Source organism: Pigmentiphaga sp. MLSB6-MA01 (genome assembly GCF_058793475.1).
On the sequence record NZ_JBXAFV010000002.1, the window covers coordinates 145,834 to 165,525 of the forward strand.

Annotated in this window: 18 protein-coding genes and 1 tRNA gene; 7 read left to right on the top strand and 12 right to left on the bottom strand. The window is 67.2% G+C overall.

The window, feature by feature from the left end; all coding sequences use genetic code 11:
* Positions 1-143 precede the first annotated feature (143 nt).
* Entirely contained in the window at positions 144-1,052 is a 909-nt protein-coding gene (locus AC1Q6E_RS03990) for a LysR family transcriptional regulator (protein ID WP_296556469.1), read from the top strand.
* A gap of 145 nt (positions 1,053-1,197) precedes the next feature.
* Here the strand turns inward: AC1Q6E_RS03990 and AC1Q6E_RS03995 are convergent.
* The 3 genes from AC1Q6E_RS03995 to ispD all read right to left on the bottom strand — a co-directional run bounded on the left by AC1Q6E_RS03995 (position 1,198) and on the right by ispD (position 2,742).
* Positions 1,198-1,274: transfer RNA gene (locus AC1Q6E_RS03995), tRNA-Val, on the bottom strand.
* A gap of 191 nt (positions 1,275-1,465) precedes the next feature.
* On the bottom strand, positions 1,466-2,017 hold the full coding sequence (ispF, locus tag AC1Q6E_RS04000) for a 2-C-methyl-D-erythritol 2,4-cyclodiphosphate synthase (RefSeq protein ID WP_152796590.1): 552 nt from the start codon (positions 2,015-2,017) through the stop codon (positions 1,466-1,468).
* The gene (gene ispD, locus AC1Q6E_RS04005) at positions 2,014-2,742 is read right to left on the bottom strand and encodes a 2-C-methyl-D-erythritol 4-phosphate cytidylyltransferase (RefSeq protein ID WP_492572240.1); all 729 of its coding nucleotides are present in this window, start codon (positions 2,740-2,742) and stop codon (positions 2,014-2,016) included. The genes ispF and ispD overlap by 4 nt, the downstream gene beginning before the upstream one ends.
* A gap of 69 nt (positions 2,743-2,811) precedes the next feature.
* Here ispD and mfd point away from each other — a divergent pair, with 69 nt between their 5' ends.
* The 3 genes from mfd to AC1Q6E_RS04020 are packed head-to-tail and all read left to right on the top strand — an operon-like array spanning position 2,812 to position 7,899.
* Complete coding sequence (gene mfd, locus AC1Q6E_RS04010; RefSeq protein ID WP_492572241.1) at positions 2,812-6,297, top strand: transcription-repair coupling factor; 3,486 nt, start codon at positions 2,812-2,814, stop codon at positions 6,295-6,297.
* A 28-nt stretch (positions 6,298-6,325) separates the two neighbouring features.
* Positions 6,326-7,186 carry a phosphoserine phosphatase SerB gene (gene serB / locus AC1Q6E_RS04015; RefSeq protein WP_492572242.1) on the top strand — a complete coding sequence of 287 codons (861 nt, stop codon included), beginning with the start codon at positions 6,326-6,328 and terminating at the stop codon, positions 7,184-7,186.
* 59 nt (positions 7,187-7,245) lie between these two features.
* A complete protein-coding gene (locus AC1Q6E_RS04020; RefSeq protein WP_152796597.1) occupies positions 7,246-7,899 on the top strand; it encodes a TetR/AcrR family transcriptional regulator in 654 nt (217 codons plus the stop codon).
* Here AC1Q6E_RS04020 and AC1Q6E_RS04025 read toward each other — a convergent pair.
* Genes AC1Q6E_RS04025 through AC1Q6E_RS04035 form a run of 3 tightly spaced genes read right to left on the bottom strand, consistent with a single transcriptional unit; the run spans position 7,874 to position 10,439 of the window.
* Entirely contained in the window at positions 7,874-8,533 is a 660-nt protein-coding gene (locus AC1Q6E_RS04025; RefSeq protein WP_492572243.1) for a hypothetical protein, read from the bottom strand. The two genes, AC1Q6E_RS04020 and AC1Q6E_RS04025, sit on opposite strands and share 26 nt — an antisense overlap.
* A gap of 2 nt (positions 8,534-8,535) precedes the next feature.
* Positions 8,536-9,501, bottom strand: coding sequence for a Bug family tripartite tricarboxylate transporter substrate binding protein (locus tag AC1Q6E_RS04030; RefSeq protein WP_492572244.1), 966 nt, complete (start codon positions 9,499-9,501; stop codon positions 8,536-8,538).
* Positions 9,498-10,439 carry an SMP-30/gluconolactonase/LRE family protein gene (locus tag AC1Q6E_RS04035; RefSeq protein WP_492572245.1) on the bottom strand — a complete coding sequence of 314 codons (942 nt, stop codon included), beginning with the start codon at positions 10,437-10,439 and terminating at the stop codon, positions 9,498-9,500. The genes AC1Q6E_RS04030 and AC1Q6E_RS04035 overlap by 4 nt, the downstream gene beginning before the upstream one ends.
* A gap of 112 nt (positions 10,440-10,551) precedes the next feature.
* Here AC1Q6E_RS04035 and AC1Q6E_RS04040 point away from each other — a divergent pair, with 112 nt between their 5' ends.
* Positions 10,552-11,496, top strand: coding sequence for a LysR family transcriptional regulator (locus AC1Q6E_RS04040; RefSeq protein WP_492572246.1), 945 nt, complete (start codon positions 10,552-10,554; stop codon positions 11,494-11,496).
* A gap of 320 nt (positions 11,497-11,816) precedes the next feature.
* On the opposite strand, the gene rimO is transcribed toward AC1Q6E_RS04040, so the two are convergent.
* The 4 genes from rimO to phaC all read right to left on the bottom strand — a co-directional run bounded on the left by rimO (position 11,817) and on the right by phaC (position 16,391).
* A complete protein-coding gene (rimO, locus tag AC1Q6E_RS04045) occupies positions 11,817-13,202 on the bottom strand; it encodes a 30S ribosomal protein S12 methylthiotransferase RimO (RefSeq protein ID WP_152796608.1) in 1,386 nt (461 codons plus the stop codon).
* Positions 13,203-13,284: 82 nt separating this feature from the next.
* Positions 13,285-13,851, bottom strand: a complete 567-nt coding sequence (gene phaR, locus AC1Q6E_RS04050) for a polyhydroxyalkanoate synthesis repressor PhaR (RefSeq protein ID WP_152796610.1) — start codon at positions 13,849-13,851, stop codon at positions 13,285-13,287.
* Between the two features lie 106 nt (positions 13,852-13,957).
* Positions 13,958-14,695, bottom strand: a complete 738-nt coding sequence (gene phbB, locus AC1Q6E_RS04055; protein WP_152796612.1) for an acetoacetyl-CoA reductase — start codon at positions 14,693-14,695, stop codon at positions 13,958-13,960.
* 64 nt (positions 14,696-14,759) lie between these two features.
* Entirely contained in the window at positions 14,760-16,391 is a 1,632-nt protein-coding gene (gene phaC / locus AC1Q6E_RS04060) for a class I poly(R)-hydroxyalkanoic acid synthase (RefSeq protein ID WP_492572247.1), read from the bottom strand.
* A gap of 225 nt (positions 16,392-16,616) precedes the next feature.
* Between phaC and AC1Q6E_RS04065 the strand changes: the two genes are divergently transcribed.
* Positions 16,617-16,841: a hypothetical protein gene (locus tag AC1Q6E_RS04065; protein WP_130358701.1), complete on the top strand. Its 225-nt coding sequence runs from the start codon at positions 16,617-16,619 to the stop codon at positions 16,839-16,841.
* A gap of 39 nt (positions 16,842-16,880) precedes the next feature.
* Here AC1Q6E_RS04065 and pgeF read toward each other — a convergent pair whose 3' ends face one another.
* Both pgeF and AC1Q6E_RS04075 read right to left on the bottom strand, forming a co-directional pair.
* Positions 16,881-17,636: a peptidoglycan editing factor PgeF gene (pgeF, locus tag AC1Q6E_RS04070; RefSeq protein WP_152796616.1), complete on the bottom strand. Its 756-nt coding sequence runs from the start codon at positions 17,634-17,636 to the stop codon at positions 16,881-16,883.
* Entirely contained in the window at positions 17,633-18,643 is a 1,011-nt protein-coding gene (locus AC1Q6E_RS04075; protein WP_492572248.1) for an RluA family pseudouridine synthase, read from the bottom strand. The genes pgeF and AC1Q6E_RS04075 overlap by 4 nt, the downstream gene beginning before the upstream one ends.
* 89 nt (positions 18,644-18,732) lie before the next feature.
* On the opposite strand from AC1Q6E_RS04075, the gene AC1Q6E_RS04080 reads away from it, so the two are divergent.
* Entirely contained in the window at positions 18,733-19,581 is an 849-nt protein-coding gene (locus AC1Q6E_RS04080; protein ID WP_296558221.1) for an outer membrane protein assembly factor BamD, read from the top strand.
* The last annotated feature ends 111 nt before the right edge of the window (positions 19,582-19,692 follow it).

The following is a 19,692-nucleotide window of genomic DNA, read 5'->3' on the forward strand; positions in this document are numbered from 1 at the left end:
AGTCAGGGAAACGCCGGGCTCATATCGAGAACAGTCATGGCCCGCGCCCATGCGTGCCATCGCCGCAGAATCTAGCAACTTTGCAGGGCAGCGACTAGAATCCAGCGAAGAAAACGTCATTCTCGAATTGGAATCAATGCGCCGTGGACAAACTCAAGTGCATCGCGATCTTCGTCGAAGTCGCGCGCAGCCGCAGTTTCTCTTCCACGGCCAACCGGCTGGGCATCGCCCGCAGCAACGTCACCAAGCATGTCGCGTGGCTGGAACGCAGCATGGGAGTCCAGTTGCTGGCGCGCACGACCAAGAGCGTGGCGCTGACCGAATCCGGGCGAACGCTGCTGGAGAACGCGCCTGACCTGCTGGCGAACATCGAGCATATCGATTTTCTCGTGCGGCGTTCTTCCAGCGAGGCCAAGGGCATCCTGCGCGTGGGGGCACCGCCTTCCTTCGGCTCGGTCCACCTGGCGCCGGCCACCGCCGCGTTCTCCCAGCAACACCCCGACGTGGATTTCTACCTGTCGTGCGACTACGGCGAGGCCGACCTGATCGCAGAAGGCCTGGACCTGTCGATCCGGATCGCCCCCCTGCTCAAGGACTCCAGCCACGTTGCCTACCGGCTGGCCAAGGCCCCCCAAGTGCTGGTCGCCGCCGACAGCTATCTGCAACGCCATGGCTCACCCACCACGCCGGACGAGCTCAAGCAACACAACTGCCTGGTGCACGGCCTCAAGTCGCCGACAAGGTGCTGGGACTTCACCAGCCCCGAAGGCAGGCACAGCGTACGCGTGGGAGGCAGCATACGTTCGAACTACGGCGAGGCCCTGCGGCACGCCGCCCTGGTGGGACACGGCATCGCCATGCATCCGACCTACATGGTGGCCAACGATCTGACCCAGGGCCGTCTCGTTCACATCATGCGCGACTACGTGCCGACCGAACTGGAAATCAGCGCCATCGTTCCCGGCAGCCGGCATTTGCCGGCGCGCGTGCGTGTCTTCCTGGAATTCCTGATCGACTGGTTTCGCGCCCCCGCCTGGGACGCCCGCGGCTGAGGCGCCTCAGGTCGCGCAGCGTGACGCCTCCCAGGAGCCACCAGACAAGAGGCTGGTGAGCGGCAATTACGTGAACCGCCATTTCAACTATTGCCCCACCGAAAACAAAAGGCCCCATCCGAACGGATGGGGCCTTTTTTCAATCTGGTAGGCGCGATTGGATTCGAACCAACGACCCCCACCATGTCAAGGTGGTGCTCTAACCAACTGAGCTACGCGCCTGCTGTTTGTGCAGCAAAGAATTGAATTCTACAGGTAATTTTAAAAGTGTGTCAAACGAGCCGGGGTAATTCGTTCCTCGCTGTTCGCCTCCGTCAAAGTGCGCGGACATCCCGCGCACGCGGGACGAAAACCGCCCCCTTTTGACGTCCATCGCCGTCGGCAACCGGCCATCGATCCGATCGGAAGCCGGATCAATCCCCCGCGTACAGGTCCTTGTACAGAAAGGGATCGGGCTTGCGCGCCAGCATCGCGACGACGGTCGCGGCAATACCTTCCTTGCGGCCCAGAAAACCCAGGCCCTCGTTGGTCTTGGCTTTGATGTTGACGCAGGCCCCTGGCACGCCCAGGTCCTGGGCGATATTGGCGACCATGGCTGGCGCGTGGGGGCCGATCTTGGGCGCCTGGGCGTGGACCGTCGCATCGATGTTGATCACCTGCCAGCCCGCCTCGCGCACCCGCTGCATCGCGGTGCGCAGCAGCAGCCGGCTGTCGGCGCCGGCATAGGCGGGATCGGTATCGGGAAAGTGGCGTCCGATGTCGCCCAGCCCCGCCGCGCCCAGGATCGCGTCGGTGACCGCGTGCAGCAGCACGTCGGCGTCGGAATGGCCCAGGAGGCCGTGCGTGTGCTCGATCCGGACCCCGCCGATGATCAACGGCCGGCCCTCGACCAGGGCGTGTACGTCAAAGCCCTGCCCGATGCGGTAGGGATAGGTGGTGGGATCGATGTCCTTGTCTTTGCTCATACCTGGTCCAGCAATTTTTCCATCAAGGCGAAATCCTGGGGCCAGGTCACCTTGAAATTCGATAGCGTACCCGCCACCAGGCGGGGCGCCAGCCCCAGCGCCTCGACCGCGCTCGCCTCGTCGGTCACGGCCAGCCCCCGCACCGCGGCGTGGGCCAGCGCGCGGCGCAGCAGGCCCGCCCGGAACATCTGTGGCGTCTGGGCCTGCCACAGCCCGTCGCGGGGCACGGTGCCGGCCACGCGGGGCACGCCGCCACCGCCCTGGGTCTTGATGGTGTCGGCCACGGGCATGGCCACCAGCCCCCCCACCTCGTCGTCCAGGCAGGCGTCGATCAGCGCCCGCAGCACCGCCGGCGGCAGGCCCGGTCGCGCGGCGTCATGCACCAGGACCCAGTCGTCGGCCTCGGCCCCGCAGCGCGCCAGCGCGTTGGTGACGGTGTCGGCGCGCGTGGCGCCGCCGCAGGGCAGGCAGGCCACGCGGGGCAGCCCCTCCAGCGCGGCGCCGGCCCGGGCATCGTCCGGACCGACCGCCACCACCACCTGGCCGATGCGGTCGTCGCGCAACAGTGCCTGGACGGCGTGGCGCAACATGGGCTGGCCGGCCAACAGCCGGTATTGCTTGGGCGGCACGGGCGCGGCGGCCTCCGGATCCGCTGCCGGATCAGCGGCGCGCGCACCCATGCCGCCGGCCGGAACGATGGCGATCAATCGGGAAATCGGTCTCATGGCTTCTATAATACGGAATTGCCGCCACGCCCGCGCCGGCCCCTGGGCGACGCTCTTCCCGCGAAACCGATGTCCCTGCCAGCCAGCACTGCTTCCACGCCTTCCTCTTCCGCCAGCACGCCCGCAGCCTGCCTGCCCTCGGCGTTGACGCAAGCCCTGCTGGCCGCGCTCAAACCCGGCGAACGCTACGCCCAGCCACGCCCGCCAGGTGGCGGCGACGCCTGGCTGCTGGCCGACCTGGCGTGCCGCGCCGGCAAGCCGCTGGCGGTGCTGACGGCCGACCCGCTCGACGCCCAGCGCCTGGCCGAGGAAATCCGCCTGTTCGCCCCCGGGTTGCGGGTGCACCAGTTCCCCGATTGGGAAACCCTCCCCTACGACGCCTTCTCGCCCCACGAAGACCTGATCTCCGAGCGCCTGAAGGCCCTGCACGCCCTGCTGCGCCAGGACGTGGACGTGCTGACGATACCGGTCACGACCGCGCTGTACCGGCTGGCCCCGCCCGCGTTCCTGGCCGCCTACACGTTCTCGTTCAAACAGGGCGACCGGCTGGATGAAGCCGCGCTGCGGGCGCAGCTGACGCTGGCCAACTATACGCACGTCACGCAGGTGACCGCGCCCGGCGAGTTCTGCATCCGCGGCAGCCTGATCGATCTTTTCCCCATGGGCTCGGCCCTGCCCTACCGGCTGGACCTGTTCGACGACACCATCGAGTCCATCCGCAGCTTCGACATCGACACCCAGCGCAGCCTGTATCCCGTCAAGGAGATCCAGATGCTGCCGGGCCGCGAGTTCCCGATGGACGAAACCGCGCGCAACGAATTCCGCGCGCGCTTCCGCGAGGAATTCGAGGGCGATCCCTCGCGCGCGACGCCCTACAAGGACATCGGCAACGGCATCGCCTTTCCCGGCGTCGAATACTACCTGCCGCTGTTCTTCGACGAGACCGCCACGCTGTTCCACTATCTGGGCGAGCAGACCATCGCGGTCACGCTGGGCGACGCCGAGGACACCATCCGGCGCTTCCTGCAGGACACCTCCAGCCGCTACGGATTCCTCAAGAGCGACCGCGAACGCCCCATCCTGCCTCCGTCCCGGATCTTCCTGGACACGGACGGGCTGTTCGGCCACCTGAAACGCTTCGCCCGCCTGGCCCTGGCCGGCGATCGTCCCCACCCGGCCTTCACCGCGCCGCCCGAGGTCGCGGTGCAACGCAAGGCCGATGACCCGGTGGCGCGCCTGCGCGCGCTGACGGAGCGGCGGGACCAGCGGGTGCTGCTGTGCGCCGAATCGGCCGGCCGCCGCGAGACCATCGCCCAGATGCTGGCCGAGTTCGGACTCGACCCCGAACCGGTCGAATCCGTGCAGGATTTCCTGGGCCGGACCGCCTCGTTCGCCATAGGCATCGCGCCGCTGTCCTCGGGCTTCGGCCTGAGCGACGCGCACCTGCTGTTCCTGACCGAGAGCGACCTGTTCGCGGGCCATGCCATCCGCCGCGGCAAACGCGGACAGGAGCGGGCCAGCAACGTCGAGTCCATGGTGCGCGACCTGTCCGAGCTGCGCGTGGGCGACCCCGTCGTCCACGTCCAGCACGGCATCGGCCGCTACCAGGGGCTGGTCAGCATGGACATCGGCGAAGGCGAGATGGAGTTCCTGCACCTGGAATACGCCGGCGGCAGCACGCTGTACGTGCCGGTGTCGCAGTTGCACGTGATCGCGCGATACAGCGGCGCCGACCCCGAGACCGCGCCACTGCACCAGCTCGGCTCCGGCCAGTGGGAGAAAGCCCGCCGCAAGGCCGCCGCCCAGGCGCGCGACGCCGCCGCCGAGCTGCTGAACCTGTATGCCCGCCGCGCGCTGCGCCAGGGCCACATGTTCAAGCTGCCCATGTCCGACTACGAGGCCTTCGCCGAATCCTTCGGCTTCGAGGAAACGCCGGACCAGGCCGCCGCCATCCAGGCCGTGATCCAGGACATGACCTCGGGCAAGCCCATGGACCGCCTGGTGTGCGGCGACGTGGGCTTCGGCAAGACCGAGGTGGCGCTGCGCGCCGCCTTCATAGCCGTGGCCAACAGCAAGCAGGTCGCGCTCTTGTGTCCCACCACCCTGCTGGCCGAGCAGCACGCGCAGAACTTCGCCGACCGCTTCGCCGACTGGCCGGTCCGGGTGGTCGAGCTGTCCCGCTTCAAGTCCGCCAAGGAAATCGGCACGTCCATCGAACAGATCAACGACGGCCGGGTCGATATCGTGATCGGCACGCACAAGCTGCTGTCGGACAAGGTCAGGTTCAAGAACCTCGGCTTGGTCATCATCGATGAGGAACACCGCTTCGGCGTACGCCAGAAAGAAGCGCTCAAGGCGCTGCGCGCCGAGGTCGACGTGCTGACGCTGACCGCCACGCCCATCCCCCGCACCCTGGGCATGTCGCTGGAAGGCATACGCGATTTCTCGGTCATCGCGACCGCGCCGCAGAAGCGGCTGGCGATCAAGACCTTCGTGCGGCGCGAGGACGGCAGCACCATACGCGAGGCCCTGCTGCGCGAACTCAAGCGCGGCGGTCAGGTGTACTTCCTGCACAACGAGGTCGAGACCATCCACAACCGCCGTGCCAAGCTCGAGGAACTCGTGCCCGAAGCGCGCATCGCGGTCGCCCATGGGCAGATGCCCGAGCGCGAGCTGGAGCAGGTCATGAAGGCCTTCTACCAGCAGAAATACAACGTGCTGCTGTGCACCACCATCATCGAGACCGGCATCGACGTGCCCACGGCCAACACCATCGTGCTGCATCGCGCCGACCGCTTCGGCCTGGCCCAGTTGCACCAGTTGCGCGGCCGCGTCGGCCGTTCCCACCACCAGGCCTATGCCTACCTGCTGACGCCCGGCGAGGACGCCATCACCAGCAACGCCAAGAAGCGCCTGGAAGCCATCCAGGCCATGGAGGAGCTGGGCTCGGGTTTCTACCTGGCCATGCACGACCTGGAAATACGCGGCGTGGGCGAGGTGCTGGGCGAATCGCAGTCGGGCAATATCCAGGAAGTCGGCTTCCAGATGTACACCGACATGTTGAACGAGGCGGTCCGGGCCCTGAAGAACGGCCGCGAACCCGACCTGAATGCCCCGCTGTCGGCCACTACCGAGATCAACCTGCACGTGCCCGCCCTGCTGCCGCAGGACTATTGCGGCGACGTGCATGCGCGCCTGACGATCTACAAGCGCCTGGCCAACTGCGACGACGCCGCCGACATCGACACGATCCAGGAAGAACTGATCGACCGTTTCGGCAAGCTGCCCGACGCGGCGCGCGCCCTGATCGAGATCCACCGGCTGCGCCTGGCGGCCAAGTCGGTGGGCGTGATCAAGATCGACGCCAGCGAATCCGCCGCCGTGCTGCAGTTCGAGCCCAATCCACCCATCGACCCGATGCGCGTCATCAGCCTGGTCCAGAAGAACCGGCACATGCGCCTGTCGGGCCAGGACAAGCTGCGCATCGAGATCAAGGGCGCCGACCTGAAGGCACGCGTGGACGCCGTGCGCACGGTGCTGCGCTCGCTGGTCTGAACCCGTTACCCATTCCCATCTCCTAGCCATGACCCATCTCGTTATCCAGGCCCCCGACCTCGCCCAGGCAGACATCGAACACGTCTCGGCCCTGGCCCATGCCCGACGGATCGTCGAGCTCGCGCCCGGCGCCGTCCGCCTGACCGAGGCCAACGGCACGCCCGCGGCGCGCGCCCGGGTCGCCGCCTATTGCCAGGAGGCCCGCATCGACTGGGCCTACGTCGAGCCCGGCGCCCGGCTGGCCGACTGGAAGGTGCTGGCCATGGACATGGATTCGACCCTGATCAACATCGAGTGCATCGACGAGATCGCCGACATGGCGGGCCTCAAGCCGCAGGTGGCGGCCATTACCGAGGCCGCCATGCGCGGCGAGATCGCGGATTTCAGCGAAAGCCTGACCCGCCGCGTGGCGTTGCTCCAGGGGCTGCCGCTGGAAGCGCTGGAGCAGGTCTACGTGGAAAGGCTGCGGCTGAACCCGGGCGCCGAACGGCTGCTGCTGGCGGCGCACCGGCTCGGCTTGAAGACCTTGCTCGTATCGGGCGGCTTCACCTGGTTCACCAGCCGCCTGCAGCAGCGGCTGCAATTGAACGAAGCGCACGCCAACACGCTGGAAGTGGAGGATGGCCGGCTCACGGGCAAGGTACAGGGCGCCATCCTGGACGCGGACGCCAAGGCACGGCACCTGCGCGAGTTCGCGCAGCGCCACGGCGCGCCGCTGGCGCGCGCGATCGCCGTGGGCGATGGCGCGAATGACCTGAAGATGCTCGGGCTCGCCGGCCTGAGCGTGGCCTACCACGCCAAGCCGGTGGTGCGCGAACAGACCGGCCGCGCGTTGAACGTCTGCGGCCTGGACGGCATCCTGAACTGGTTCGAGGATACCCTGGGCTGATCCGCGCGCGCTTCTGTTGTAGTGTTACGGTCCAGCCCCAATTTCAGGATTTGCCCGCCATGTCACCACGCCCAGCCAAGGCCTCGGCGGAGGCGCCCCGCACCCGCGACGCCGAGCGCACGCGTCAGATCATCCTGGAGGCCGCGACCGCCGAGTTTGCGTCGCTGGGCCTGGGCGGGGCCCGCATGGACCGCATCGCCGAACGCGCCAAGGTCGACAAGCGGCTGATCTACTACTACTTCAACAACAAGGACGACCTGTTCCTGGCCGTGATGGAGCGTGCCTATGCGGCGATCCGCCAGGCCGAACGGGAACTGCACCTCGAAGCGCTGAGCCCGCCCGACGCGGTCCGCAAGCTGGTCGAGTTCACCTGGCACTATTACCTGGAAAACCCGGAATTCCTGTGCCTGCTCAACAACGAGAACCTGCACCAGGCCACCCACCTGAAACGCTCGTCCCAAGTGCGGGAGATGCACTCGCCCTTCGTCCAATGGCTGGCCGACATTCTCGAGCGCGGCCAGGCTCAGGGCCTGTTCCGCACCGGTGTCGACCCGGTGCAGCTCTACATTTCCATCGCCAGCGTGGCCTATTTCTACCTGTCCAACCAGTTCACGCTGTCGGAGATATTCGGCCGCGACCTGATGGCCCCTCCCGCGCTGGACGAGCGGCTTGCCCACATGGTCGACGTCATCCTGGGCTACCTTCGCCCCTGAACGCTGCCTTCACCAGCGGCGTTCCCGTGGCCGTGTAGGCGTGCCGCGCGATCGCCTGGGCGCCATCGTCGAAACGGCGCCGCGCCGGCCGGGCGAAGCATGCCTCCAGCGCCGGACCCGTCGCCTGCGCCGGCGCGGTGAAATCGAAAATTTCCAGGTACTGGTCCGGATCGCGGACCTGGCGGAACAGCCGGTATCGGGTGCACCCCGGCATGTCCGCGCTGGCCCGCCCCTGCTCCTGCCCGTCGGCCTCGGCCAGGGGACGCGATGTCCGGAAGGCACGCAGCAGCACGGCGCCGGGGTCCGCATGGCAGCCATGCGACACGCACGCCAGCCGGACCAGATTCTGCCGGATGCGGTCCTTGCCGAAAAAGGTCCAGATCCTGCCCGACCAGGGCGTCGGATGCGTGACCACATGCTGGAAGCCGGGGCTGTCCTCCACGCTTTCGTCCTGCGTCTCGTACAGCGCCAGGAACTTGGGAAACGCCTGCTCGCAGTAATAGCGGCGCCCGCTGACGAACCCTTCCAGACCGACCACCTGGGGGATGTGCTCCAGCTCGTACCACGCATGGAATTCTTCCTCGCGGTGCGGCGGCACGTGCAGCCAGACGGCGATCAAACCGGTTGCTTGCATGCTCATTCCATCCTGATGTTGGCATTCGTGATCACGCGCTGCCATCTTTGCAGCTCGGCTTCGACCAGCCGGGAGAAGGCCTCGGGCCCGTCGTTCGAGGGGTCGGCACCCGCCGACGCCAACTGGGCCCGGACATCGGGTTGCGCCAAGGCCTTGCGCAATTCCGTGTCGAGCCGCTCGATCACCGGGCGCGGCGTGCCCGCGGGGGCGATCAGGCCGTACCACGCCACGACCTCGGCTCCCGGCAGTCCGGCCTGGGCTACCGTGGGCACGCCCGGCAGCGCGGACGAGGGCTCGGGTCCCGCCACTGCCAGCGCGCGCAACTGGCCCGACTTGATGAAGGAAAGCACGGGCGGCACGCCGCTGAACAGGATCTGCACGCGCTGGGCCAAGAGGTCGGTCAACGCGTCCTGGTTGCCCTTGTAGGGCACATGCACGATCTCGACCCGCGCCAGCGACTTGAACAACTCCCCCGCCAGGTGATTGGTGCTGCCCACGCCCGACGACGCGAAGTTCAGCTTGCCGGGATGGGCGCGGGCATAGGCGACCAGCTCCTGCAGGCTACGCGCCGGCACCGAGGGATGGACCAGCAGTACGTTGGGACTGCTCGCGATCACGCCCACCATGGCCAGGTCCCTGCGGGTGTCGAAGGGCATCTTCGAGCCGTACAGCGCCGGATTGACGGTCATCGGCCCGGTCGTTCCTATCCCTATCGTATAGCCGTCCCTGGGCGCCTTCGCGACCATGTCCACGCCGATGTTGCCACCCGCGCCGCCTTTGTTCTCGACCACCACGGGCTGGCCCAATTGCTGCGACAGGGGTTGCGCCAGCGCGCGCGCCAGGATGTCCACGGTGCTGCCCGCCGCGAACGGCGCGATCAGGCGTATCGGGCGGGACGGATAGTCCTGGGCGTGCACGGCGCCCGGTGCGCCGGTCATGATGGATAGCGCAAGCACGGTACGTTTCATGAGGTCTCCTCGTTGTCGTTCTTCATGTGTGCATACAGCGGCAGGCCCGGCTCGGGCAGCCGGGCCGCCAGGATCACGCCCTGTTCCGCCTCGGTCACATACAGCGTGCGCCGGTCCGGCCCGCCATAGGCGAGGTTCGTGGTGCGCCGGCCGGCGCACGAGCGGATGCGCAGCAGCGGCTCGCCCATCGCGCTGAACAGCCATATCGAGCCCAGGCCCGCATGGACGACGGCCAGGTTGCCGCGCGTGTCCGTCGCCAGGCCGTCGGGCCCCGTCGGGCTGCCCGACAACTGGATGAAACGGCCCACCTTGCCGATCCGCCCAGACTCATCCAGGGGCACGCTGTAGATGGCGTTGTCCCGGGTCACGGCCAGGTAAAGCAGGCGCTCGCCCGGCGCGAAAGCCAATCCGTTGGGGCCCGCCAGGCCGTCGACCAGCGTCTCTACCCTGCCCGTGCCGTGCCGCAGCCGGCACAGCCGGCCCGTGGGCCGGTTCAGCGCGCTGTCGCCCTGGTCGGTGAAATACAGGTCGCCATTGGCGGCGAACAAGAGGTCATTGGTGCCGTGGAGCCCCCGCGCTTCCTCTGGCGCCAGCAACGCTCGCGGGCGATTGTCCCGCGGCGACATGGCCATGATGCCGTGGCGGCGATCGGCGATGAACAGGCGGCCGTCGCGATGCAGCTTCAGGCCGTTGGGTTCGCCGTCGTAGCTGCAGGCCAGCGCAAACCGTCCCGCCGGGTCGATACGGAAGATCCGGCCATGGGCGAGGTCGGTGCAATACAGTGCGCCCTCGTGATCGAACGCGGGCCCCTCCAGGAAGGAATGCAGGGGACCGGCCCCCCGCTCGCGCACCCAGGGCGACATGGGTTGCAACTGGCGCAGGGATGGCGGCAGTGCGGCGAATACCTCGGTGGCCAGATCGGGGGGAGCGGCGTACATGGGACCGGGACGGGCGGAACAGCCACCTATAATGGCAGCCGTTCCCCAGCCCGGATAACGGTTTTTTCAGATGCCCCCATCTGGATCCGCGATGCCCCGGGCCAAGCCCGCCATGGATCTGCGACGCCTGCGCTACTTCGTCACCATACTGGAAACCGGCAGCTTCTCGCAGGCGGCCGAACGCCTGCACGTCGTGCAGAGCGCGCTCAGCGCGCAGATACAAAAGCTGGAGGATTCGCTGGGCACGCGCCTGTTCGTGCGCGACGCCCATGGCGTGCAGCCCACGCCTTCAGGCCGCAAGCTGCTTGGCCATGCGCGACGGATCCTGGACATGGTGGCGGCCGCCGAGCACGATCTGCGGCAGGACGCCGAATCGCCCCGCGGCATCGTCCGCATCGGCATTCCCAGCAGCATCAGCCGCATGATGACCGTGCCGCTGCTGCAGGCGGTCGAGCAGGCCCAACCCGACGTCACCCTGCACGTGGTCGAGGCGATGACCGACGAACTCGAAACGCTGTTGAAGCAGGGCCGGCTGGAGATGGCCATCCTGTTCACCGTGGGCGAGGCCGGCAGTCCCCATCTGATCAACGTCCTGCGCGACGAACCCCTGTATCTCGTGTCCCCGGCGGGTGGCGCCACGCCGCCCGCCCGCGAGATCCCCTTCCCCGCGCTGGCCGGCATGGACCTCGTGCTGCCCACGCTGCGCCACCGCGTGCGCCAGATGCTGTCGCGCGAGGCCGAGCAGCGGGGACTCGCGCTCAGGATCAAGCACGAGCTGGACTCCATGGCCCAGACCGTACAGCTGATCGCCGCCGGCAACGGCAGTTCGGTCATGATCGTCTCGTCCTTCATCGAGGAATGGCTGGCCGGCCGCGTCCAGGCCATCCCGGTGTCCGACCTGCGCACCGCCGCGCGGGTGGTGCTGGCGACTTCCCACGCCGCGTCGCACAGCGCCGTGGGGGGCATCCGGGATCTCGTCGTCGCCACGGCAGTTCGCCTGGCGCTCGACGGCGCCTGGCCGGACCGCCCGGGGGATTGTCCACCGGCGCCGGGCTGACCCGGTTTATCCCCAGCCAATGTGGAAAACCCTGGGGACAGCGCGGGCACAACCCCGTTTTATCCAGATTCCATGCGGGTTTCCGGGTGGTGGCGCGAAAATGGGCAACGCTGTTTCCGGGGTACGACGCTTGCCGCATTCCCCGCTCGCCCGGGACTTATCCCCACTCACTGTGAACAACCCTGGGGAAAGGCTGCGGACAATTCTCCCAGCGCCAGCAACCATGCGGGTTTGCGGGCCGTGATGCAAAAACGGGCAAATGGCGCGGCGCCTTGCAGGGTCGCCGCCGGCAAGAAGGACGATGCTGGAAGAGAGGCCCGCTACGCCACGGTTCCCCATAGATCGTGGTCGTCGGAACGGGCGACGCGAACCGAAATGATGTCGCCCACCTTGTAGCGCTTCCACGGTTTGTCGACCGGCGCGACATAGACCTTGCCGTCGATGTCCGGCGCATCGCCCATGGAACGGGCGATGCCGCCCTCGGGACCCACCTCGTCCACCACGCATTTGAGGACCTTGCCCACGCGGCGCGCCAGGCGCTTGCGGGACACGGCCTGCTGCACCTGCATGAAGCGGGCCTGGCGCTCCTGCCGGACTTCGTCGGGCACCGGATCGGGCAGCTCGTTCGCCGCCGCGCCATCCACCGGCGAATAGGCGAAACAGCCCACGCGGTCGAGTTCGGCCTCGCGCAGGAAATCCAGCATTTCCTCGAACTCGGCCTCGGTCTCGCCCGGGAAGCCGGCGATGAAGGTGCTGCGTATCGTCAGGTCCGGACAGATCGCGCGCCAGGCGCGGATGCGGTCGAGGTTGCGCTCGGACGAGGCCGGACGCTTCATCAGCTTCAGGATGCGCTGGCTGGCGTGCTGGAACGGCACGTCCAGGTACGGCAGCACGCGTCCGCCGTTCTCGTGGACCTCATTCATCAGCGGCAGGACTTCGTCCACGTGCGGATAGGGATACACGTAGTGCAGGCGGATCCAGGCGCCCAGCCTGGACAGCTCGCGCACCAGCTCGGTCATCCGGGTGCGCACCGCGCGGCCGTCGACGAAACCCGTGCGGTACTTCACGTCCACGCCGTAGGCGCTGGTGTCCTGCGAGATGACCAGGATCTCCTTGACGCCTGCCTTCACGAGGTTCTCGGCCTCGCGCATGACTTCGTGGATGGGCCGCGACACCAAGTCGCCGCGCATGGACGGGATGATGCAGAAGCTGCAGCGGTGATTGCAGCCCTCGGATATCTTCAGGTAGGCATAGTGCCTGGGCGTCAGGCGCACGCCCTGCGGCGGCACGAGATCGCTGAAGGGATCGTGGGGCTTGGGCAGGTACTGGTGCACCGCCTGCATGACCTCGTGGGTCGCGTGCGGACCGGTCACGGCCAGGACCTTGGGATGCATCTTCTGCACCACGCTCTCGCCGTCGGACTCTTTCTTGGCGCCCAGGCAGCCGGTCACGATGACCTTGCCGTTGGCCTGCAAGGCCTCGCCTATGGTATCCAGGCTTTCTTTCACGGCATCGTCGATGAAGCCACAGGTATTGACGATGACCAGGTCCGCGTCCTCGTAGGTCTTGGAGGTCTCGTAGCCTTCGGCGCGCAGCTGGGTCAGGATCTGCTCGGAATCCGAGGCCGCCTTCGGACAGCCCAGGCTGGCGAAGGCCACGCGGGGAATGGCGGCGTTGATCGGGGAATCGGATGAATGGATGGACATCGGGCGCACCGCGAGCGCGACTCGCGGCCGGAAGTAGCGGAATGGGGGCATTTTACCGGGTTACGGCAGGCCCGCCCCCGCGCTACTTGCGCTCGTCGTCCTTGGGAGGAGAAGTGAAGGGAAAAGTGGTGAACATGGACCGGGTCTGGTTCTGCATCTGGTCCTGCATCTGCACGAACAGATTCTTGCTCTGTTCGATGTAGTTGCTCATCATGCTCTGGATCATCGGCGTCTGGACATTCATGAACTGCGTCCAGGCCTCGGGGCCGAACTGGCCGCCGTACAGGCCCTTGGACTGCTCGCCCAGCTTGTTCTGGATCTCCATGAAGGCCTGGATGTTCTTTTCCAGGTACGAGCCCATGATGCCCTGCATGGCATGGCCGTAGAAGCGGATGATCTGGGCCAGCATGGTGGACGTGAACATGGGCGCCCCGGCGGTTTCCTCCTCCAGGATGATCTGCAGCAGGATGCTGCGGGTCAGGTCCTCGCCGGACTTCGCATCGACCACTTCGAACGTTTCGTTGTCCAGCACGAGTTGCTTGACATCGGCCAAAGTGATGTAGGTGCTGGTCTGCGTATCGTATAACCGGCGATTGGGATATTTTTTTATCAACCGCAATGCGTTGCCGGCTCCAGCTTGCTGCGCCATGCTTGCCCCCAACTTAGATTTGTATGAAACCGGTGCGGTCCGCCGACCGCACCAGCCGCCAAGTTTAGTCCAACCCGGCACCGAACGCCTCGGGCCGGATGGGGGCTTACCCCATGTGCAAGCCGCCGTTCAGCGAAAAGTCCGCGCCGGTGGAGAATCCCGCGTCGTCGGAGGCCAGCCAGGTCACGATGGACCCGATCTCGTCCGGCGTGCCCAGCCGCTTCACCGGGATGGTATCGACGATGGTCTGCAGCACATCCGGGCGGATGGCGCGCACCATCTCGGTACCGATGTAGCCGGGCGAGACCGTGTTCACCGTCACGCCCTTGGCCGCCACTTCCTGCGCCAGCGCCATGGTGAAGCCGTGGATGCCGGCCTTGGCCGTCGAATAGTTGGTCTGGCCGAACTGCCCTTTCTGGCCGTTGACCGAACTGATGTTGATGATCCGCCCCCACTTGCGCTCTGTCATGTCGCCGATGACCTGCTTGGTGACGTTGAACAGGCTGTTGAGGTTGGTGTCGATGACCGCGCGCCAGTCATCCAGCGTCATCTTGCGAAAGACGCCGTCGCGGGTGATGCCCGCGTTGTTGACCAGCACGTCGACCGGCCCGAACTCCTCTCGCACCTTGGCGAACGCGGCCACCGTGGAATCCCAGTCCGCCACGTTGCCCACGGAGGCGTGGAACGTATAGCCGAGCGCCGATTGTTCATTCAGCCACTGCTGAGAATCGCGATTGGGCCCGCAGCCGGCGATGACGGTGAATCCCGCCTTGGCCAGCCGCTGGCAGATGACGGTGCCTATACCGCCCATGCCGCCCGTCACGTACGCTATCTTTCCGCTCATGATGCCTCCTTATGAAACGGCGGAACCCCCCGCCGCTTGACCCGCAGAATACGTATGTCTCCTGTCATACCGCCCGGAGCCGCACGTACTTGCCCGGTGCGGGTTCGATGACGGGATGTTCGGCGCTGCCCAGCGCGCCCGGCGCCTTGCCCTGGCGCCCTCCGTGCTCCTTGATCCAGGTTGCCCAGTCGTTCCACCAGCTGCCCGCCACTTCGCGCGCCCCGCCCATCCAGGCGGCGGCGTCGGCCGGCAGCTTGTCGTCCTCGCGCACCCAATAACTGCGCCGGTTGCGCGAGGCCGGATTGATGACGCCCGCGATATGGCCCGAGGCCCCCAGCACGAAGCGCATCTGCCCGCGCAGCAGCGAGGTCGAGGCGTAGGCCGAGGTCCAGGGCACGATGTGGTCCTCGCGCGAGCCGTACACATAGGCCGGCATGTCGAGCGCGCTCAGGTCCAGCCCCACCCCGCAGGCGCGCACCTTGCCGGGCACCCGCAGGTTGTTCTCGAGATAGGTGTTGCGCAGGTACCAGGCGTAGAACGGCCCCGGCAGGTTGGTGCTGTCGGCGTTCCAGTACAGAAGGTCGAAGGCCGACGGCGCCTGCCCTTTCAGGTAGTTGTTGACGACGTAGTTCCAGACCAGGTCGTTGGGGCGCAGGAAGGCGAAGGTGGTGGCCAGCTCGCGCGCCGCCAGCACCCCGCCCGCGGCGAACTGCTGTTCGCGCAGCAGCACCTGGGCTTCGTCGATGAACACGTCGAGCACGCCGGTGTCGGCGAAGTCCAGCAGCGTCGTCAGCAGCGTGAGCGAGGCCACGGGGTCCTGGCCACGGGCCTTCGCGACGGCCAGCGCCGACGACAGCAGCGTACCGCCCACGCAGAATCCCAGCGCATTGATCCGCGGCTGCCGCGAGATCGACGAGACCGCGCCGATCGCCTCGAGCACGCCCTCCTGCAGGTAGGCGTCCCAGCCGGCATGCTGCACGTCGTCGGCGTCGGCCGACAGCGGATTGCGCCACGACACCATGAAGACCTGCATGCCCTGTTCCAGCGCGAAGCGCACGAAGGAGTTGTGCGGCTGCAGGTCCAGGATGTAGAACTTGTTGATGCAGGGCGGCACGATCAGCAGCGGGCGCGCATAGCTGCGGGGCCCGAGCGGCTGGTACTGGATAAGCTGGAACAGCCGGTTCTCGAACACCACCGCGCCTTCGGTGGTGGCCAGATTGCGCCCGACCTCGAACGAGGTTTCGTCGGTCTGGGAAATGCGCCCCCTCTTCAGATCGGCCATCAGGTTGGCGATGCCCTGCTGCAGGCTTTCGCCGCCGGATTCGAGCAGCCGGCGCTGCGCATCGGGATTGAGCGCGAGGAAGTTCGAGGGCGACATGGCCTCGACCCATTGCATGGTGGCAAAGCGCAGCCGGTTCAGGACGTGCTCGGGCGCCTCGACGCTGTCGGCCATCTTGAGCATGGTGCGCGCCGACAGCAGGTAGGCATGCGCCATGAATGCATGGGCGGGGCTGGCGCCCCAGGCTTCACCTGCGAAGCGCTGATCGGACAGCGGCTCGAGCTGGCCGGCGCTGGCGGCCCGCCAAAGATCGGCCCACTCCTGCGCGAACTCCTGCTGGATCTCCAGCAGCTTTTCGGGGGCCATGGCGTGCCCGCCCGACAGGATGCGGCTCGAAGGTGTCGACGACCCAGGCATGTCGACCTTCTGATTCAACATCTGCTGCCATGCTTCCAGCCACGCCAAGGGGTTCGTAGAATCCTGCCTGGACTGACTCACTAGAACACCTTGCTGATTCGATTACGCTAGATGCCATAGTGCATAGCGCGCCAGCGGCTGTCAAATCGCGCGAAGCCCCCGCAAACCACCGGCGCAGCGGCCGATAGGGCCGATGTTTCATATCTCTTTCAGACTTGCCCACCCATGCATTTTTCCTTCCTCGTCGCCATCGGCTGGCTTTACGTGACACTGCTGATGTCCCTGGCGCAGCCCACGGTGCTGGCGGGTATCGCGACCCTGCTGTTCTATGGGCTGCTGCCGGTCGCGATCCTGCTGTACATCTTCACCGCGCCCATGCGCAAGCGGCTGCGCCGCGCGCGCGAAGCGGCGCGCGACACCCCGGAAAACCCTGATCAAGAGAAACCCTGATGGAGACGGCGATCCTGCGTCGCGCCGAGCGCCAGGCGGTCAGGAAGCGAGCCAGGCCAGCGTCGCGAAGCGTCCGGTGACGCCTTCCTTCCGGTAGGAGTAGAAGCGGTCGTTGCCGGCCACCGTGCAGAGATGGCTGCGCAGGACCATGGCCACGCCCGCGGCGCGCAGCCGCTGCTCGGCCAGCGCCGGCAGGTCGGCCAGCCACTTGGGCGCGCCTGCCGCATCGTGGCCGCCCGTCGGAACGAAGGCACCGGCCGGCGGTTCGGCCTCGCGCGCGAAGGCGGCCCGCACCTCATCGCCCACCTCGAATGCCTGCGGGCCAATGGCGGGTCCTATCCAGGCCCTCAGGTCCGTGCCCGGCGCTACCGCCATCGCCGCGACCGCGTTCTCGAGCACGCCGGCCGCCAGCCCGCGCCAGCCTGCATGGGCCACGGCCAGGACACCGGCGCCGGGGGCCGCGATCACGACCGGCAGGCAATCCGCCGTCATGATCGCCAGCACCCTGCCCGGCTCGCGCGTGACGGCGGCGTCGGCCGGCGCGGGATCCGTTTCGCGATCGGCATCGGCCACCCGCGTACCGTGTACCTGCTCCAGCCACAGCGGATCGGACGGCAGCAGCGCGCGCAGGCGCGCGCGGTTCGCGGCCACGGCCTCCGGCGCGTCGCCCACGTGGGCACCCAGGTTGAACGAGGCGTACGGCCCCGTGCTGACGCCACCGGCACGGGTGGTGGCGACGATGCGCAGCCCGGGCCAGTCCGGTCCCTCGTGCACGCACGGCTCGGCGGCATTCATTCCTCGTCCTCCTCATCCAGGTAGTCGTCCACGTCCTGTTCGCCATCGTCCCAGGCGATCACGCGCACGACGGCCTGCATGTCGTCCGGTACCGGCGCGCGGAACACGCGGGGCTCGCCCTTGACCGGATCGTCGAATTGCAGCCTGGCCGCATGCAGCATCTGGCGCGCGGCGGGCTCCACCGCCTTGCCGCCGTACAGCGTATCGGCCAGGAGCGGATGGCCGATACTGGCCATGTGCACCCGTATCTGGTGCGTGCGGCCGGTCTCCAGGCGGCATTCGACCTCGGTCACCGGCATGCCGCCGGGCGCCCTGCCGAGCCGCAGGGGCTCGAAATGGGTGACGGCCGGCTTGGCGGCGATGGGCCGCTCCACGCTCATGCGCACCGGCACGCGCGGATCGCGGCCGATCGGCCGGTCGATGGTGCCGCCGCGCCGCACATGGCCCGACACCAACGCGATATAGCGCCGCCCCACGGTGCGGGCCTGCAACTGCCGCACCAGCGAGGTCTGCGCCGTCATGGTGCGCGCCACCACCATCAGTCCCGAGGTATCCTTGTCCAATCGGTGTACGATGCCGGCACGCGGCACCTGGGCCAGCTCCGGATAGCGGTGCAGGAGGCCGTTGAGCAGCGTCCCGTGCCAGTTGCCCGCCCCCGGGTGCACGACCAGGCCGACCGGCTTGTCGATCACGATCCAGTCGGTGCTGTCGGCCACGACCGGAAAATCGATGGCTTCGGGCGTGAAGGCCAGCGACTCTGGCGCCGCCTCCTCCCAGACCGTGAGCTGGTCACCCGGCCCGACGACCTGTCGCACCGAGGCCTCCTTGCCGTTGACCTGCACGCCGCCGCGCTCGATCCAGCCTTGCAGGCGGCTGCGGGAATGCTCGGGCAGCAACTGCGCCAGGACCTTGTCCAGGCGGTCGGCCCGGGTGCCGGGCGGCAGGTCCAGCAAGCGCGGTTCGGCTTCCTGGGTTTCGATATCTTGGGACGGCAGCGAAGATGACATGTTTCTGGAGGGCCTGGCCGCGAAGCCCGAATATAATCACGAATAGTCTATTGGTGAGGGACACCACCATGCAGTTGAATTCCCTGGCAATGCAAGCAGCCTGCGGGCATCCGGCCCCGGCCCGGCGGCAGAGCCTCGTCACGCGGCTGGGCCTGGCCCTGGCCTGCCTGCTGGCCTTTTTCGTCCTGGCGGGCTGCGCCAATACTGGCAAGGAACCCGACCCCACGGTGGGTTGGACTGCCGAAAGATTGTACAAGGAGGCCAAGGACGAGATGGACACCGGCAACTGGACCCAGGCGGCCAAGTTGCTGGAAAAGCTCGAATCGCGCTATCCGTTCGGCGTTTTTGCCCAGCAGGCGCAGATCGACATCGCCTACGTCTACTGGAAGGACGGCTCCAACGCCCAGGCCCTGGCCGCCATCGACCGCTTCGAGCGCCTGCACCCCAACCACCCCAGCCTGGACTACATGCTCTACCTGAAGGGGCTGATCAACTTCTACCAGGACAGCGCCTTCCTGGCCGGCCTGACGCGGCAGGATCCCAGCGAACGCGACCCCAAGGGCGCCCGCGAATCGTTCGACGCATTCAAGGCCCTGGCCGCCCGCTTCCCCGACAGCAAGTACGCGCCCGACGCCCGCCTCCGGCTGAACTACCTCGTCAACTCCATCGCGATGAACGAGGTCCACGTCGCCCGCCTGTATCTCGAACGCGGCGCCTACGTGGCCGCTGTCAACCGCGCGCAGACCGCGGTACGCGACTTCCAGGGCGCCCCCGCGGTCGAGGAAGCGCTCTACATCATGGTCCTGGCCTACGACAAGATGGGCATGACCGACCTGCGGGACGATGCCTCGCGCGTGCTGAGCATGAACTATCCCGACAGCAGCTTCGTCAAGAGCGGCTTCCAGAAGGAAAGCAGCCCGTGGTGGAAGATCTGGTAGCCGCACGGCGCCCGCGCCCAGTGCCCTGCTGATCGACGATCACGCCATGTTCCTGGAGCTGTATCTTATACACATCTCCGAGCCCACGAGACTTACAGTTCGATGTAGGGG